This window comes from Nostoc sp. DedSLP04, assembly GCF_034530775.1.
GTDB lineage: Bacteria > Cyanobacteriota > Cyanobacteriia > Cyanobacteriales > Nostocaceae > Nostoc.
Window position 1 is genome coordinate 24,027 of the sequence record NZ_JAVRCL010000072.1, and the last position, 16,365, is coordinate 40,391.

The 16,365-nt window shown below is 42.6% G+C and carries 9 protein-coding genes, 1 tRNA gene, 1 pseudogene and 1 CRISPR repeat array; of the genes and pseudogenes, 5 read left to right on the forward strand and 6 right to left on the reverse strand.

Annotated elements, in window-relative coordinates:
• From RMX89_RS29520 to RMX89_RS29530, 3 genes and pseudogenes are all read left to right on the forward strand, one after another.
• Nucleotides 1-250: hypothetical protein (locus tag RMX89_RS29520; RefSeq protein WP_322691430.1), on the forward strand; the 250-nt coding region annotated here is incomplete at its 5' end.
• Nucleotides 208-3,609 (forward strand): annotated as a pseudogene (cobN, locus tag RMX89_RS29525) (cobaltochelatase subunit CobN); the annotation flags it as partial. The gene RMX89_RS29520 and the pseudogene cobN, both read left to right, overlap by 43 nt.
• 9 nt (nt 3,610-3,618) lie before the next feature.
• Nucleotides 3,619-4,749: a peptidoglycan-binding protein gene (locus tag RMX89_RS29530; RefSeq protein ID WP_322675202.1), complete on the forward strand. Its 1,131-nt coding sequence runs from the start codon at nt 3,619-3,621 to the stop codon at nt 4,747-4,749.
• A gap of 131 nt (nt 4,750-4,880) precedes the next feature.
• On the opposite strand, the gene RMX89_RS29535 is transcribed toward RMX89_RS29530, so the two are convergent.
• The 4 genes from RMX89_RS29535 to lipA form a co-directional block, all read right to left on the reverse strand.
• Nucleotides 4,881-5,336 (reverse strand): Fur family transcriptional regulator, encoded by a 456-nt coding sequence (locus RMX89_RS29535; protein ID WP_012407750.1) that lies wholly within the window; start codon nt 5,334-5,336, stop codon nt 4,881-4,883.
• Between the two features lie 418 nt (nt 5,337-5,754).
• Nucleotides 5,755-7,005, reverse strand: a complete 1,251-nt coding sequence (sigC, locus tag RMX89_RS29540) for an RNA polymerase sigma factor SigC (RefSeq protein WP_322674151.1) — start codon at nt 7,003-7,005, stop codon at nt 5,755-5,757.
• A gap of 704 nt (nt 7,006-7,709) precedes the next feature.
• A complete protein-coding gene (locus tag RMX89_RS29545) occupies nt 7,710-8,645 on the reverse strand; it encodes an NAD(P)H-dependent glycerol-3-phosphate dehydrogenase (RefSeq protein ID WP_322691435.1) in 936 nt (311 codons plus the stop codon).
• 24 nt (nt 8,646-8,669) lie between these two features.
• Entirely contained in the window at nt 8,670-9,554 is an 885-nt protein-coding gene (lipA, locus tag RMX89_RS29550) for a lipoyl synthase (protein WP_322691432.1), read from the reverse strand.
• Between the two features lie 136 nt (nt 9,555-9,690).
• On the opposite strand from lipA, the gene RMX89_RS29555 reads away from it, so the two are divergent.
• A tRNA-Pro gene (locus tag RMX89_RS29555) sits at nt 9,691-9,764 on the forward strand.
• A gap of 109 nt (nt 9,765-9,873) precedes the next feature.
• Nucleotides 9,874-12,437: a CRISPR direct-repeat array (repeat unit 37 nt; unit sequence GTTTCAATCCCTAATAGGGATTTTAGTTGATTGCGAT).
• Between the two features lie 254 nt (nt 12,438-12,691).
• Here the strand turns inward: RMX89_RS29555 and RMX89_RS29560 are convergent.
• Both RMX89_RS29560 and RMX89_RS29565 read right to left on the reverse strand, forming a co-directional pair.
• Entirely contained in the window at nt 12,692-13,459 is a 768-nt protein-coding gene (locus RMX89_RS29560; protein WP_322691433.1) for a circadian clock KaiB family protein, read from the reverse strand.
• Between the two features lie 207 nt (nt 13,460-13,666).
• Nucleotides 13,667-14,950 carry a type IV pilus twitching motility protein PilT gene (locus tag RMX89_RS29565; protein WP_322674154.1) on the reverse strand — a complete coding sequence of 428 codons (1,284 nt, stop codon included), beginning with the start codon at nt 14,948-14,950 and terminating at the stop codon, nt 13,667-13,669.
• A gap of 731 nt (nt 14,951-15,681) precedes the next feature.
• Here RMX89_RS29565 and RMX89_RS29570 point away from each other — a divergent pair.
• Complete coding sequence (locus RMX89_RS29570) at nt 15,682-16,053, forward strand: hypothetical protein (RefSeq protein WP_322674155.1); 372 nt, start codon at nt 15,682-15,684, stop codon at nt 16,051-16,053.
• The last annotated feature ends 312 nt before the right edge of the window (nt 16,054-16,365 follow it).

A 16,365-nucleotide genomic window follows, 5' to 3' on the forward strand; every position in this document is an offset into this window, starting at 1 on the left:
CGTTCATCCACCTCTGAACTGGATGAATCCACCTCAGAACTTCGTTCATCCACCTCTGAACTGGATGAATCCACCTCAGAACTTCGTTCATCCACCTTTGAACCGGATGAATCCACCTCAGATACTCGTTCATCCACCTTTGAACCGGATGAATCCACCTTGTCCCCTTGTCCCCTTGTCTCCTTGTCCCCTTGTCCCCAATCCCCAATGCCCAAAGTCGGCATCCTTTTCTACCGCGCTCATTATTTAGCGGAGAATACTAAAGTAATTGATGCTTTATGCGAAGCTTTGGTACAGAAAAATTTACAACCAGTGCCAGTATTTGTTTCTTCCTTACGCGAACCAGATGTGCAAGTTGAGTTGAGTGAATTTTTCCAACCCAAAGAAGCCGAATCAATCGCTGTACTGCTAAATACCACCAGTTTTTCTCTAGCACGCTTGGAAAGCGAAACACCCCAAACCGAACTTTGGCAAAAATTAGATGTGCCTGTGTTGCAGGTAATCCTTAGTGGCGGATCGATTGAGCAGTGGGAGTCACAGTTTCAAGGGCTTTCTCCTCGCGATATTGGGATGAATGTGGCGCTACCAGAAGTAGATGGGCGGATTATTACTCGTGCTGTGTCTTTTAAAGCCTTGCAAACTCGTAATCCCCATTTAGAGACAGATGTGGTAATTTATGAACCAGTGAGCGATCGCATCGAGTTCGTTGCTAACCTAGCAGCAAACTGGGCGCGTCTACGTTCCAAACCACCCCAAGAACGTCGAATTGCCCTAATTCTGGCAAACTACCCCAACCGCAATGGCCGCCTCGCCAATGGTGTGGGACTCGACACCCCAGCAAGTTGTGTAGAAATCTTGCAAGCTTTACGTCAAGCTGGGTATGAAGTAGAAAATCCACCTGCTCAAGGAGACGAGTTGATTCAACGGCTGACAGATGGTGTAACCAACGATCCAGAAGGTAAAGAATGGCTTCCGGTACACCAAAGTGTTTCTTGGGAAGAATATCAAGAATATTTCGCTTCATTACCGCCAGCAGTTCAGCAAGGTATTAGCGAACGGTGGGGACTGGGGACTGGGGACTGGGGACTAGGAACTGGGGAAGAGTTTAGTAGTGGCAAAATTCCCAATACCCAATACCCAATACCCAATACCCAATACCCAATCCCCGTTCCCGGAATTCAACTCGGCAACATCTTCGTGGGAATTCAGCCAGCAAGGGGTTATGATAATGACCCCAGTTTGAATTATCATGCGCCGGATTTAGAACCAACCCATGCTTATTTAGCTTTCTACTATTGGGTTAGAGAAACTTTTGGTGCTGATGCTGTAGTTCATGTGGGAAAACACGGAAATCTAGAATGGCTACCGGGTAAAAGTGTGGCTTTATCGAGTAATTGTTATCCAGAAGTAGCTTTCGGCGCACTTCCCCACCTGTACCCGTTTATTGTCAACGATCCTGGTGAAGGTTCCCAAGCCAAACGTCGCGCTCAAGCGGTGATTATAGATCACCTCACGCCGCCAATGACTCGTGCGGAACTCTACGGTTCTTTGCAACAGTTAGAAAATTTAATTGATGAGTATTATGAAGCCGACAGTTTAGATCCTTCGCGTTTGCCAGTAATTCGCGATCGCATTCACGAACTGGTAATCAAAGAAAATCTCCATTTAGATTTAGGAATCCAAAATGAAACAGAAATTTTTAATTCTGAATCTCTGGTTTTGAATTCCATCGGTGGGTATCTGTGTGAATTAAAAGAAGCCCAAATCCGCGATGGCTTGCATATTTTTGGGCAATGTCCCCAAGGACGGCAACTCCGAGATTTAATAGTAGCGATCGCTCGCATCCCCAATCGCCATTCTTCAGGTATTACCCGTGCGATCGCTCAAGATTGGGGACTAGACTTCGACCCTCTCACAGCCGATTTGTCAATGCCTAGCGGTGAATACTCAATAGTCAATGGCACAGAATGCCGTACCCTCGGTGATATCGTCGAAGTCCTAGAAGAACACGCCGCCCTTTTAGTAGAACAACTCATAACTCCTAACTCCTCACTCCTAACTCCTAACTCCCCACTTAACACTACCCTTAACTGGATACGCGATCGCCTCCTCCCAGCTTTACAACAAACCCACGAAGAAATCACCCATTTATTACACGGACTCGATGGCGGATATGTCCCCAGCGCTCCATCTGGCGCACCCACGCGCGGCCGCCCAGAAGTTCTACCAACAGGGAAAAACTTTTATTCTGTCGATATTCGCGCCATTCCCACCGAAACAGCTTGGGATATCGGGAGAAAAGCAGCTGAAACCCTCGTTGAATATTACACTCAAGAGCATGGCGAGTATCCCAAAACACTAGGTTTATCAATGTGGGGAACAGCCACCATGAGAACAGGCGGTGATGATATAGCCGAAGCCTTGGCTCTACTTGGAGTTCAACCTGTATGGGATGGTGCAGCGCGGCGAGTAGTGGATTTTGAAATTTTGCCCTTAACAATTTTGGGGCGTCCCCGTGTAGATGTCACCTTGCGAATTTCGGGATTCTTCCGCGATGCTTTTCCCAACTTAATTGACTTATTCGATCAAGCAGTATCAGCAGTAGCAGACTTGAATGAACCGCCAGAACAAAATCCCCTAGCAGATGCAGTTCGCCAAGACACTGAATTGTGGACAAGCCAAGGATTAACTGTAGAAGAAGCAGTGGTGCGATCGCGCTATCGCATTTTTGGTTCTCGTCCAGGTGCTTACGGCGCCGGACTCCAAGGTTTAATCGAATCGCAAAACTGGACAGATGACGAAGATTTAGCCCGCGCCTACATTAACTGGAGTTCTTACGCCTACTCATCGGGAAACTTGGCAGAGGAACAGGGGAGCAGGGGAGCAGGGGAGCAGGGGAGCAGAGGAGCAGGGGAGCAGGGGAGCAGAGGAGCAGAAATTATTCCTAATCCCCAGTCCCCAATGCCCAATGCCCCATGCCCCATGCCCAATGCCCAATTCCCAGTCCCCAATCCCCAGTCCCCAGTCCCCAATACCGAAGCCTTCAAACAACGCTTGTCCCAAATGCAAATAGTCCTGCACAATCAAGACAACCGCGAACACGATCTACTCGATTCTGATGATTATTACCAATTTCAGGGTGGCTTAACAGCAGCTGTGCGTTCTCTACAGGGAAAAAATCCCCAAACCTATTTTGGAGATAATTCTATACCCGCCCAACCACGCGTTCGTCAACTGAAAGCAGAAATTGCACGAGTGTATCGTTCTCGCGTAGTTAATCCCAAGTGGATTGCAGGAGTAATGCGCCACGGATACAAAGGTGCTTTTGAAATGGCGGCCACGGTAGATTATCTATTCGCCTACGATGCAACCGCAAAATGTGCTGAAGATTACATGTATCAAGGCATAGTAGATGCTTATTTACTCGATCCAGTTGTTGTAGAATTTATTCAGCAAAATAACCCTTACGCACTGCGTGATATTGCTGAAAAATTATTAGAAGCACACAAGCGCAATTTATGGGAGGATGTAAATATAGGAACATTAGAAGCTTTGAGGAACCTAGTACATCAAGCTGAAGCAGTTATCGAAGAAAAATCAATGGTGTAGGAAACAAATATGGAGAATCTTGCGTATTTGCACCTAGCTTTCGCCTACGAAGACAGCACACCCAGTGAATTGGTCTCCCTCAGTTCCTTGTTTAAGGACGCAGCTGCACCAGACTGGAAAAGGCTTTCAGGTAGGGCTTGGAAGTATATGTTGCCCCTTGCTCTGTCTTTATCTATTCTTGGCGCTGTTAGCAGCGTCATGGCACTAGAAAAAGGCGATCGAGGCCCTTCTGTCAGAAATCTACAACAAAAGTTGAGAACAGCAGGTTTTTACCAATCTTCTGTTACCCAAGTATATGACGCATCCACCCAAGAAGCTGTACGGCGCTTTCAAAAGGCCGCTGGTTTACCAGTAGACGGCATTGTTGGAACAAGCACTCTGCAAAAATTAGAAAGTTGGCAAGCGAAAAAGCCTACAACTAGGGCTACACAAGCTCAAAGAACTACTGCTGTAAGCGCACAAGCCAAAAAGTCCAGCACTACTAGTTCAGCCACCAGCAAACGCCGCAATCCTAACTACCTTGCTAAGGGAGATGAAGGTGAAGATGTCAGAGCTTTACAGGAACGGTTAAGAATCGCAGGCTTTTATTACGGAAACGCCACAGGTATATTTGGCCCAATTACCGAAGAATCTGTCAAGCGGTTCCAAGATTCTTACAAATTAAGCGTTGACGGTGTTGTTGGGCCAGCAACATTAGCTAAATTGCCAGAAACTGGCATTGGTGATGGAGAAGAGGCTCCCAAAAAGGTAGTCAATCGAGACAAACTTCGTGTAGGCGATCGCGGTGAGCCAGTTAGAATTGTTCAAGAACAATTAATCCAAGCAGGATATTTAGAGGGAGAGCCAAATGGCTACTATGGCCCTTACACTGCTGATGCTGTAAAGAGATTTCAGGCGGCTAATTTCTTAGCAGCAAGCGGTGTTGCTGGCCCAACTACGCGAGCTAAGTTATATAGCTCAGTTAATACTACTAGCAAAAGCGAATTTAATACCTTAGAAATTCAAACCCGACTGCGGGAGCGGGGTTTTTATAAAGGCAAGCTCAATGGTGTGATGGCAGATGACACCAAAAAAGCGATTAAACAAGCCCAAGAATTCTACGGGATTAGTCTCAAGGATCTTAAGAGCGGACGCTTTTAACATCCGCTTTGGTGTCTTTAGTATCAGTTCCCAACTGGTTGCTTGCCTCCAGTAACAGCAAATTACGAACTGCTCAGATTCCATTTATTTGGTTAATTTGAGTAGTTTCGTCTTATTTATCCACCCAAGTGCTAAAGCGGCATCAGCGCCCGTTGGCACTTGGGACACACTGCATGGATGGTCATTTGACAATCTAAGAGGTGAAAACCTTCTTTTTGAGCGGTTTTTGACCCAATTTTTAAAATTGAATCATTTTTAAACTCAATAGTTGAGTTGCATCGAACACAAATTAAGTGATGGTGATGGTGGGGATAGGGCTGGTTGATCTCATAATGCTTATGTCCCTCACCCAATTCTAATTCCCGTAAAATTCCCATCCTTGCCATCAACTTCAAAGTCCGATAAATAGTTGACAGACTGATCCCTTCACCATCAGTTTCGAGCCGATGATAAAGATCCTCCGCACTCAGATGTTCGCCTTGCGGAAGTTCTTGAAAAATGTGTAAAATTGTTTCGCGCTGGGGAGTTAAACGCCAGCCTCGTTCGTTCAGTTCTGCCTTGAGTGAAGTAGTTGTGTAGACAGTCATACTAATAGTTCTCAACAAAGCTTGTTAGTTGAGAATATAACAAATCTTGGGAGCAATTTGCAACAATCATTGCCTATTGAGAATTCTTACTAAATATTTAAGAACAATTCATCAAATCTTGAGCAAAATTCAAGTAATCAGCTATAGTGCATTTAATTTGCATACAGCTAATAGTTAGGATACTTGTAACGATTGCATCCCTTAACTTTGAATTTCGCATAAGTTAAATTTGAATTCTTAGTTGCTCCCCACCTTCAAGATATCTGAGCAAAGATTGGGGACAACTTTTATACAGTTTAATGCTAATTATTTGCTGTAAGCCGATAAAAGGCTTTTGACCTGGGAATAAAATCACCCTTTTGTCCCTAGTCATTTGTCAAGTGTAATTTTCTAATGACAAATGACTAATGACAAATGACTAACTCAGAGACTCCAAATAGTCGCGGATGAGGTTGCGGCGCTTGGGTTGACGTAGCTTTTGCAAAGCCTTAGATTCAATTTGGCGGACTCGTTCGCGCGATAAGTCAAGAGCGCGGCCAATTTCTGCTAAAGAATAAGGATGACCATCTGCCAAACCAAACCGCATCAGAATTACATCGCGCTCCCGACTAGTCAAATCTGATAGAAGATGATGCAAATCTCTTTGTAAAGATTCTCGCATTAACATCTCTTCTGGAGTTACACTGTCAGTTTCGAGTAATTCGCCTAACTCAGTATCTTTATCTTTTCCTACTTTGGTTTCCAAAGAAACGGAGCGAGGAACCCGCAACAAAACTTCTCGGACTTGGGTCGGTGTCATCTCTAACTCTGTTGCTAAATCTTCTAGAGTTGGGGTGCGACCTTTTTCTTGAGCTATTTTGCGTTGGGCTTTTTTGATTTTGTTTAACTTTTCGGTAATATGGACAGGGAGGCGGATCGTGCGACTAGAAGTAGCGATCGCCCGTGTAATACCCTGACGAATCCACCAGTAAGCATAGGTACTGAAGCGATAACCCTTAGTTGGATCAAATTTTTCTACAGCCCGCTCCAAACCTAATGTACCTTCTTGGACTAAATCTAACAATTCCAAACCACGATTTTGATACTTCTTGGCAACAGACACAACTAAGCGAAGATTCGCTTTAATCATGTGTTCTTTTGCTTGGAGTCCTTGGGATTGAACTTGCTCCAACTCTTCTACAGTCAACTTAGCGATTTCAGCCCAGCGACGTTTCCCATTTGCCAAAATCGGTCTGAGATCGGATAAAATTATGTCAGCAGTGGCAGCCCATCTTTCCAAAGACGGGCGATGTCCTAGTTCCGAGGTTAGACGTTCTTGAACTTCAACTAACCTTAGATAGGGTGTAATCACTTCATCCCCTTGCTTTGCGGCGTTAGCAAGTACTATCCGCATCCGCAAGTAGCGTTGGACTTTTTGAGCTTCTGAAACCTCTTCATCACGCCCCAACAAGCGAACCCGACCAATTTCTTGAAGATATAGACGTACTAGGTCTGTACTCCGACGGTTGGTGCTAGCAGCAAAGTTAGCATTGTCTACAGTTGCCAGTTCTAGCTCCTGTAGGTCATCTACCGATAACTCACTGTCATCAACCGTGAGATCCGAGTCCAAAGCCTGGCTAGACTTTTTGGTGTTGTAGGGGGCGTCTGCATAAAAAGATGTTGCTGGCATAAAGATCGTCTCAATGGCTCCAGGTAACAATAGATTTCGGTCAGCTTAGATTACGGTCAGCTATTCAACTGTTGCTATTGTTCCCGCGATTAACGATGAACTAACATGGTTGAACGTTCCCTTACAATTTTTTTTAGAAATTAACTGTAAGGGTTTTATTGGATACAGAATTACTGAACTTAATCGGCTGCTAAACTTTTGATTAAACCAATAGCTATTTAAATCCACAGCTAGGTTTGCAATATTTGAACTACTTAGTTAATATTTCAACCTTGATAGTTTTTTGATAGTAACTTTTGTAACACAGTATAAACATCCTTCAGTGAATGTCATCTTTATAATTGGCATAGTCACATTTACATGGGTGCAAAAGTAATATCCTGACGATTTAGCAATTTTTTCTCAGGATTATTCAGGTATAAGTAGAACTAATAGATATCGGGAAAGTGATTAGCATTAACGGCAAAAATTCTCTCGACACGGAGATAGAAGATGCGGATAAATTATCAAACACCCTCTCCGTGTTCCTGCGCCGTCTTGTATGTCAGTCTGAAAGTGCCAATTTCAACTTTATAGACTACTAACTAGTAGTCCATCAAGCTAAGGAAAGCTTGTTATGTAGTAAGCACTTCAGTGCTTAATATAAGGACTAAAGTCCTTACTACTAACTTATTTAGCTATAAGTTGATTTGACAGACCACTAACTAGTAGTTGTACTCTGGCTTGATATCTCGCAACATCAGTTCATCAAGTGCTTGTCGGGGTGTGATTTCGCCTTGAAGTAATCGATAAACTTGCTCGGTAATTGGGACTGCGATGTTTTGTTGGTTGGCTCGTTGCATCAAAACTCGGCAAGTATTCACTCCTTCAGCAGTTCCTTGTAAATTTGCGAGAGTTTCTGTAAGTGACTTACCGCCAGCTAGCTGATAGCCGACTTGGTAATTGCGACTTAAGGGACTATTGCACGTTGCTAACAAATCTCCTAGACCCGATAAACCATAAAATGTTTCCGTCTTGGCACCCCAGTTGTTGCCGATGCGAACCATTTCTGTAAGTCCACGGGTAACTAAAGCAGCTTTGGCATTGGTTCCCAGCTGTAAACCATCGCATACACCAGCTGCGATCGCAATCACATTTTTCAGTGTTCCCCCCAGTTCCACGCCCAAGGGATCGGGATTCGTATATACCCGGAAACGATGAGAAGAAAATACTAACTGCACTACTTCCGCAGCCGTGGGGATGTTACTGGCTACCACCGTGGCTGCTGGTAATTCCATTTGAATTTCTTTTGATAAATTAGGCCCAGATAAAACAACCACTGCATGGTTAGGGAATATTGTTTGCCAAATTTGTGAAGGTGTACAGGTGGTTTGGGTATCTAAGCCTTTCGTCGCCGTCACAAAAATTGTCTCTGGAGAAAGGGGGAAAGACTCAACTTCAGAAGCAACATCTCTCACACCAATCATTGAGATAGCGGACAGGATTATTTGAGCATCTTTTAAAACTGCTTGAAGAGTTTGGGAACCTTGACGCGACCACACGCGCACCTGATGACCATTTGCAGCAGCAAGATTTGCCAGAGATGCACCCCAAGCACCCGCACCCAGAATTGCAACGGAAAGTTTTGTGTTGGAGTACATCTGCTCACTCATAACTCCTAATTCCTAACTCCTAACTTTTGAGCGTGGGTAGCGTTCCATCAATTCCCTGACTTGTTCTGCATGATAAGAGCTTCTTGTCAATGGCGAAGAAACAACTTGTAAAAATCCGATTTCTTCGCCGAATACCTTCCAATCAGCAAATTGTTCTGGATTGACAAATTCGTTTACCTGCAAGTGTTTTTGACTGGGTTGGAGATATTGCCCAATGGTCAAAATGTCGCAATCGACAGTTCGCAAGTCTTGCATAACTTGGCGAATTTCTGTGTCAGTTTCACCGAGTCCAACCATGATCCCGGATTTAGTGTATGTGCTAGGAGAAAGTTGGCGAGTGCGTTGCAATAATTCTAATGTGCGATCGTAGTTTCCTTGGGGACGCACCCGGCGATATAGGCGTGGAACAGTTTCGGTATTGTGGTTTAATACCTCTGGCGCAGCCTGTAGAATTAACTCTAGAGCATTCCAATTACCGCATAAGTCAGGAATTAGCACCTCAATTGTGGTGTTGGGTGAAACAGAGTTAACTGCATCAATACACGCTATAAACTGAGATGCACCACCATCAAGCAAGTCATCTCGGTTTACAGAAGTGATGACTACATGATTAAGGTTCAGGCGGCGAACAGCTTGGGCCAGTCGTGTAGGTTCTGTGGGGTCTAGTGGTTTGGGTTTTTTCTCAAAATCAATATCGCAGTAGGGACAAGCGCGTGTACAAGCGGGCCCCATAATCAAAAATGTAGCAGTCCCAGCGTTGAAGCATTCACCAATATTCGGACAGGACGCTTCCTCGCAAACTGTATTGAGGGCTAAATCCCGCAAAATTTCTTTAACGTTACCGATGCGCTCACGCCCAGGTGCTTTCACCCGCAACCAGTCTGGTTTTACAGTCACAATCCGCTTTTACCACTAGAGTTATACAAACTTAATCCTAGCAAGCAAAGTCTTTGATGAAGCGATCGTATATAGATGTAATTCTGCTATTTAGTGCAGATTATGATATTCTTAATTTACAATGCCATTTTTATGGCGGGATGTGGCGCAGCTTGGTAGCGCACTTCGTTCGGGACGAAGGGGCCGCTGGTTCGAATCCAGTCATCCCGATTTTTTGATGTAGAGCGACAAATTATTTGTCGAATGCTCCTCTATTAACTTAAATATAGCTGACTTTCTTTGAGTCTAAAAAGTACCGCCCGAAGTCGTGTACTTAAAGGTTTCAATCCCTAATAGGGATTTTAGTTGATTGCGATTCTTATAGAAAATTAGGTAATAAATCAGTTGGTAGTGTTTCAATCCCTAATAGGGATTTTAGTTGATTGCGATAATCATTACTGGTTGTGTAATCTCAGGCTTTGTAGTTTCAATCCCTAATAGGGATTTTAGTTGATTGCGATCTGCTACGCAGCTACTAACACCATCCTCCGTAGGTGTTTCAATCCCTAATAGGGATTTTAGTTGATTGCGATTGGATACGGTGGCTGACCACGGGAGCAAGATAGGTGAAGTTTCAATCCCTAATAGGGATTTTAGTTGATTGCGATCTAAATATTCTTTTAGAGAGGTACAGAATGTAGATGTTTCAATCCCTAATAGGGATTTTAGTTGATTGCGATCAGTTAAACCTTTGTTGGTATCGGCTCCTATAATAGAGTTTCAATCCCTAATAGGGATTTTAGTTGATTGCGATTTCCGAGTCAACTAACTCACTCATTGACTCACCGTTTCAATCCCTAATAGGGATTTTAGTTGATTGCGATTCAATAAATATATTTCTCTAAGAGATTTTTTAAAGTTTCAATCCCTAATAGGGATTTTAGTTGATTGCGATTTAGTAATCCGCCTCCTCTGATAGCGCACTCTAAGTTTCAATCCCTAATAGGGATTTTAGTTGATTGCGATTGAAATGTACACCCTGTTTTCTCAGTGGTACAAAGTTTCAATCCCTAATAGGGATTTTAGTTGATTGCGATATCAGCCAATAACGTAAACTTACCAGTCTGAGTTAGTTTCAATCCCTAATAGGGATTTTAGTTGATTGCGATTGTATAGTTTTTTGTTCTAGTATCAAACAGTCAAGTTTCAATCCCTAATAGGGATTTTAGTTGATTGCGATCTACGGCAGCGATCGCAGTGCAAATTGTCTATGAAATTGTTTCAATCCCTAATAGGGATTTTAGTTGATTGCGATGTCATCGCGCCCGAAGGTGGCTGGAAGTGTAACGGTTTCAATCCCTAATAGGGATTTTAGTTGATTGCGATACTAAGGTGTATGTTCCCGCCGCTAGCAATGTTGTGGTTTCAATCCCTAATAGGGATTTTAGTTGATTGCGATTGTATGCTTTATATGTAATTCCACCTCCTAAATCGTTTCAATCCCTAATAGGGATTTTAGTTGATTGCGATCTTTGGCTGCCAGGGCTGTACTAAAAGCACTAGAGGTGTTTCAATCCCTAATAGGGATTTTAGTTGATTGCGATACTCAATACCATCTAAGGTTATGTAGGGCATATTTGTTTCAATCCCTAATAGGGATTTTAGTTGATTGCGATTGTAAATCATTTAGATTATCATGAAAGTATACCTAGTTTCAATCCCTAATAGGGATTTTAGTTGATTGCGATTAGTGCTTCTGCGGCTTCCCAAAGTTTAAGTGTTTCAATCCCTAATAGGGATTTTAGTTGATTGCGATTTAATGATCCGGGCCTATGAATATTTCCCTAAGTTAGTTTCAATCCCTAATAGGGATTTTAGTTGATTGCGATGTAATGTAAGCAATGGCTAATATCATAATCTTGCTGTTTCAATCCCTAATAGGGATTTTAGTTGATTGCGATCTACATCAGCCCCTAGTAGATACCGTTTGTTGACCAGTTTCAATCCCTAATAGGGATTTTAGTTGATTGCGATCTAGTAGTCCCGTCCCTGTAGCTCGTGGTGCTGGGTTGTTTCAATCCCTAATAGGGATTTTAGTTGATTGCGATCACCTCGGTTCAACTCCGAGTAGCTCCACTTAAATGTTTCAATCCCTAATAGGGATTTTAGTTGATTGCGATAAATAAAGAATTCAGTTTAAATACTCGAAGTTGGGTTTCAATCCCTAATAGGGATTTTAGTTGATTGCGATCTAAGTGTTTAATGGGTTCGGGAACCCGGCTCATGTTTCAATCCCTAATAGGGATTTTAGTTGATTGCGATATGGTAAACAGGTGCTAACTGTAGGTTCTGTAGTTTCAATCCCTAATAGGGATTTTAGTTGATTGCGATTCGCCTAGTGATGCTTACTTGGTGGTAGCAGACTTGTTTCAATCCCTAATAGGGATTTTAGTTGATTGCGATGGTAGATTCTACAAAAGCATAGCCAGCACCTATGAGGTTTCAATCCCTAATAGGGATTTTAGTTGATTGCGATTTACTTTAAAACAGCTATCCTAATCCTTCCCACCTCAAGTTTCAATCCCTAATAGGGATTTTAGTTGATTGCGATTTCTGGCTACACCTTGGTGGAATCAGAGATCGATTTAGTTTCAATCCCTAATAGGGATTTTAGTTGATTGCGATTCGGGTTCTACCGAGGCTGTTAAGCCTTCTGGCAATGTTTCAATCCCTAATAGGGATTTTAGTTGATTGCGATCGATCTGCCTACTAATCTCATCATCTAAGCCATAAGCGTTTCAATCCCTAATAGGGATTTTAGTTGATTGCGATCTTGTAGTGGCTAGGATGCTTGGTATTCCTGAAGTGTTTCAATCCCTAATAGGGATTTTAGTTGATTGCGATCGCAGGCGTTTGAAAGCCCTGTGTTATTTTGTTTTCAAGGTTCAACAGCGCGAATGCGAAAATCATAACATAAGGACTGGGAATTGTGCTAACTGTAAATAGCTGAAAGTCAGTTTATACGAGGTGCGCGGATGGTTTCAAGATGCTAAAGCTCTCAAATTCTTGCAGATAAAGCAATCTAGCCATTTTTGTACTAACCCTTTCACCAACACCTACCCATTCGCGCACTTAGCAAAAAAACTAGTCTAAATTACTTAAAAGTTTTCCTTAACAGCTAACATCTGTAAAATCTTTTCTACACGATCCAACTCTCCAACGATTCGCCGAATTGGATGAGGCCAAACCTTGACAAGGGTAGGAGTTGCAGAAACCTGATTTAGTTCTGCTTGTTCTGGATGGCTTAAAACATCAATCACCTTCAAAGTATAAGGGTGTTTGAGCGATCGCTCTAACAATTCGTGTAAATTTTGCAGAATGCGTTCAGTAGAACTGCTATGTCCAGCAACAAATAAGCGGAGAACATAGCCTTGGGTAATGGCTTCTTTTTTTTGTACTATTACTGGTTGGTGATATTTTGGCACAGGTTCAGAAAGGTCTAGACGGACAATTAAATCGTGATCCTCCCAAAGCTGTCTAAATGACGAACGATAGGTTGTTAACACCATGCGATCGCACAATCCCTCTTGCCAAGGAGCTGCTTGCCATACTAATTCCCCTGTGCCAAAAACAGCATTAAGCAAAGCTTGATGTCTAATTACAGCCGGATAAGCTTCAGCAAAAGTTCGCACTTGTTGAGTGCGCGGATCTAACCAATTGTCAATAGTTGCAGTATAACAAGGCACTAGAAAGTGTGGTGGCTCTGGTAAATCTAGAATTTCTTGCAAAGCCGAGCATAAATGCAAATGCCATCGACCTTGCTTGCTAGGGTCGATGCAGTAAATTAAATCTCCTCCAGGTGTAAATAGGGCAATGCCTTTAAACAACTGGGGTGTAGATAGTTTATTTGTCGTCAAGTTATTCACAGAGGTTAGGAAGCTAAAAGTAAAAAATTCTCTCTTTACCTTTTACCTTAGCTATAACCGCAACCAGGATAACAAAGATATTTGGGAGTGGAAAGTGGGGAGTGGGGATGAGGGAGATGAGGGAGAATATTGAACAAGTCTCTTCTCCATGCCCAATGCCCCATGCCCAATGCCCAATGCCCCATGCCCCATGCCCAATTCCCAATCCTAAACTCGACCTCGGAGAAACTGCGCCATTTCGTTAGGAGTTGGTGACATTTCCAAAGCAGTTTCTTCAGTGATTCGTCCGTCTTGATAGAGATTCAGCAATGACTGATTCATCGTAATCATGCCGTCAAAGCCGGCTTGTTTCATCAGTTCGCCAATTTCATCATACTTACCATCTTTGATCCATTCTTTAATCGCCTCAGTGTTGATCAGGACATCATGGAAAGCAGCCCGCTTACCGTCAGTTGTGCGACACAAACCTTGAGCAATTACTGCCACTAAAGACTCAGAAATCGCCACCCGCATTGCATCTTGCTCATCACCAGAATAGAGGTTGAGAATCCGTTCAATGGTTTTGACCGCGCTATTGGTGTGCAAAGTTCCCATGACTAAGTGACCAGTCTGAGCGGCTTTTAGGGCGGTGTTAACAGTTTCCTTGTCCCGCATTTCCCCTACCAGAATCAAATCTGGGTCTTCCCGCAAAGCTGCTTTCAAAGCGTTGTCAAATTTCCGGGTATGCATTCCCACTTCCCGCTGTTTGACTAAGGACTTGCGGCTTTGATGGACAAATTCTATCGGGTCTTCAATGGTGATGATATGCTTGGCCATCTCCTTATTGATGTAGTCAATCATCGCTGCCATTGTGGTGGACTTACCAGAACCAGTGGGCCCTGTTACCAAAATTAAACCTTTATGGTGATGGCAAATATCCCGAAAAATCGGAGGTAATCTCAACTGTTCCATAGTTAAGATTTTTAGCGGAATCAACCGCAACACCATTGCAGGCCCTTTGAGGGAGCCAAAAACATTAATCCGCACGCGAGCAAATTCGTATTGAGTTGCTCCGTCAAATTCTAAGGATTCTTCAAAGCGCTGAATTTCTCCCTCAGTCATCACCTCCCGCAACCAACTCATAAAAGTTTCTTTATCTGTTTCTGGATAATCTCCTGATTGAATTTCTCCTCGGCTGCGGAAGCGGGGTGGTTCACCCACACCCAAGTGCAAGTCAGAATATCCCTGATCGTAAGCTTCTCTGATTAACTTTTCTAAAGTTAGTTCTGGACTGCTGTTTTGAGGGCGAACTGAACTAGGTATTGGCGGTGGACTAGCCGGACGATGACCTGCAACAGGCGCATTAGTGCCCCTATCCATTGACATATCGAGTGTTTGTGTCATCTGTCGCTGCGTACTAAAGGTTGGGGCTGGCGGTGGAGGCGGCGGCATTGGTGGTAAATTACGTCCGGCAGCAGAGTTAGAATTTAATGGAGACTGTGATTCTGTCATATATCTTCACATTTGGCAGTTAAAAAGTTGAATTCACGAGAAGTAAAGTCACTTGCTTTGATGACTTTTGGAGAATGCTTGTCTGCAAGCCTTAGTGGTGATAGAAGGCGATTGAAACTCTAGAACCACGGTCAATCTATTTCATCCACCTCAATTGGTATCTTTTATTTCCTAAGATTTCAATACTCAGAATATTTAGATAGATTATTTAACCTATCTAAACTGGTTTAACACACGCAAGTACTTAAAAGACCTCAGAAAATACACGTAGGTTATAAAGTAAAATTTAATACTTTTATTTTTAAAGTAAATATTCTCATGACTTAGATGAGAAATTTATCCCAGGCATGGGCACGAATTGCTAGCAATTAACAGTACAAATACTAGCAGTTCATTTATTCAGCCCGTCTAGGAATTATGAGAAAGACTACTAGTTTTTATAAGAAATGTTAAGTTGAATTGGAGCGATCGCTTGGGGATCGAGGTTTAAAGCTCATACCTTTTAGGTTCTATACCTGAAGGTAGATGCAGTAAACAAGTTTTTCTCATAGATATAAAATTGACTTTATATCCATAATTACAAAAAATTAACTGTAAACTTTAGTAAATAAATGCTCATTTTCCCAATTAGTTTTTATATACTGAATTTCACTGAGACAATTCAGTTTACTCGCAAAAAAGTGAGATATTACTGAAATTAAAATCTGTTGTGTATTTTGGGAGGAAAAGTCATGGTTTCTGCTCAAAGCTCTAATCAAGGAAAGACCTACTCCTTGTTGATGATTAAAAGCTTTTTAATATGGACTTTTACATTAGCAGTATGTTTGTTGGTTGTGGGTTTTCCACTAGTTGTCTTAATGGCTACGGTCGGATGTCTGTTGTCGATTATCTTGCAATCTGTGATGCCTGTTAGTGCGGTTTTGCTTGTAGCAGGCGCTCTAATAATGTTTAATGTCATGGCAGTTGTATTGGCTGCGGGTGTGCTAACCGTTAAGGGAGTTCATCCTAGTGAAATTAAATGGTTAAGCTGGCTGCATGGAGAGGCAGACCAAATGCAGGCTACTGTTTACGCTGCTTGCCCTCTAACTTGTGAAATTAAATAGTTATTACAGGTTAATTAGACAAACAGTGCGTCTGCCCGGTTAAGCCGGGTTTTTTCATGGTTTTTATAATGTGAACTTTTAAATAGTTATTACAGCTTAATTAAACAAATAATGCATTTGTCAAGTTAAGCCGATTTTTTTATATCTTGTGTGATTTATCCATTAATATTTATGGTTTATGTGAGGATTGACCGCCGACTATTGACCATAGACCATTGACTATAGACCATTAACTATAGATGATAAATTACAGATGACTAATGACTAATCAAAAACGCGTTTGCATTATCTTAGGTACTCGCCCGGAAGCAA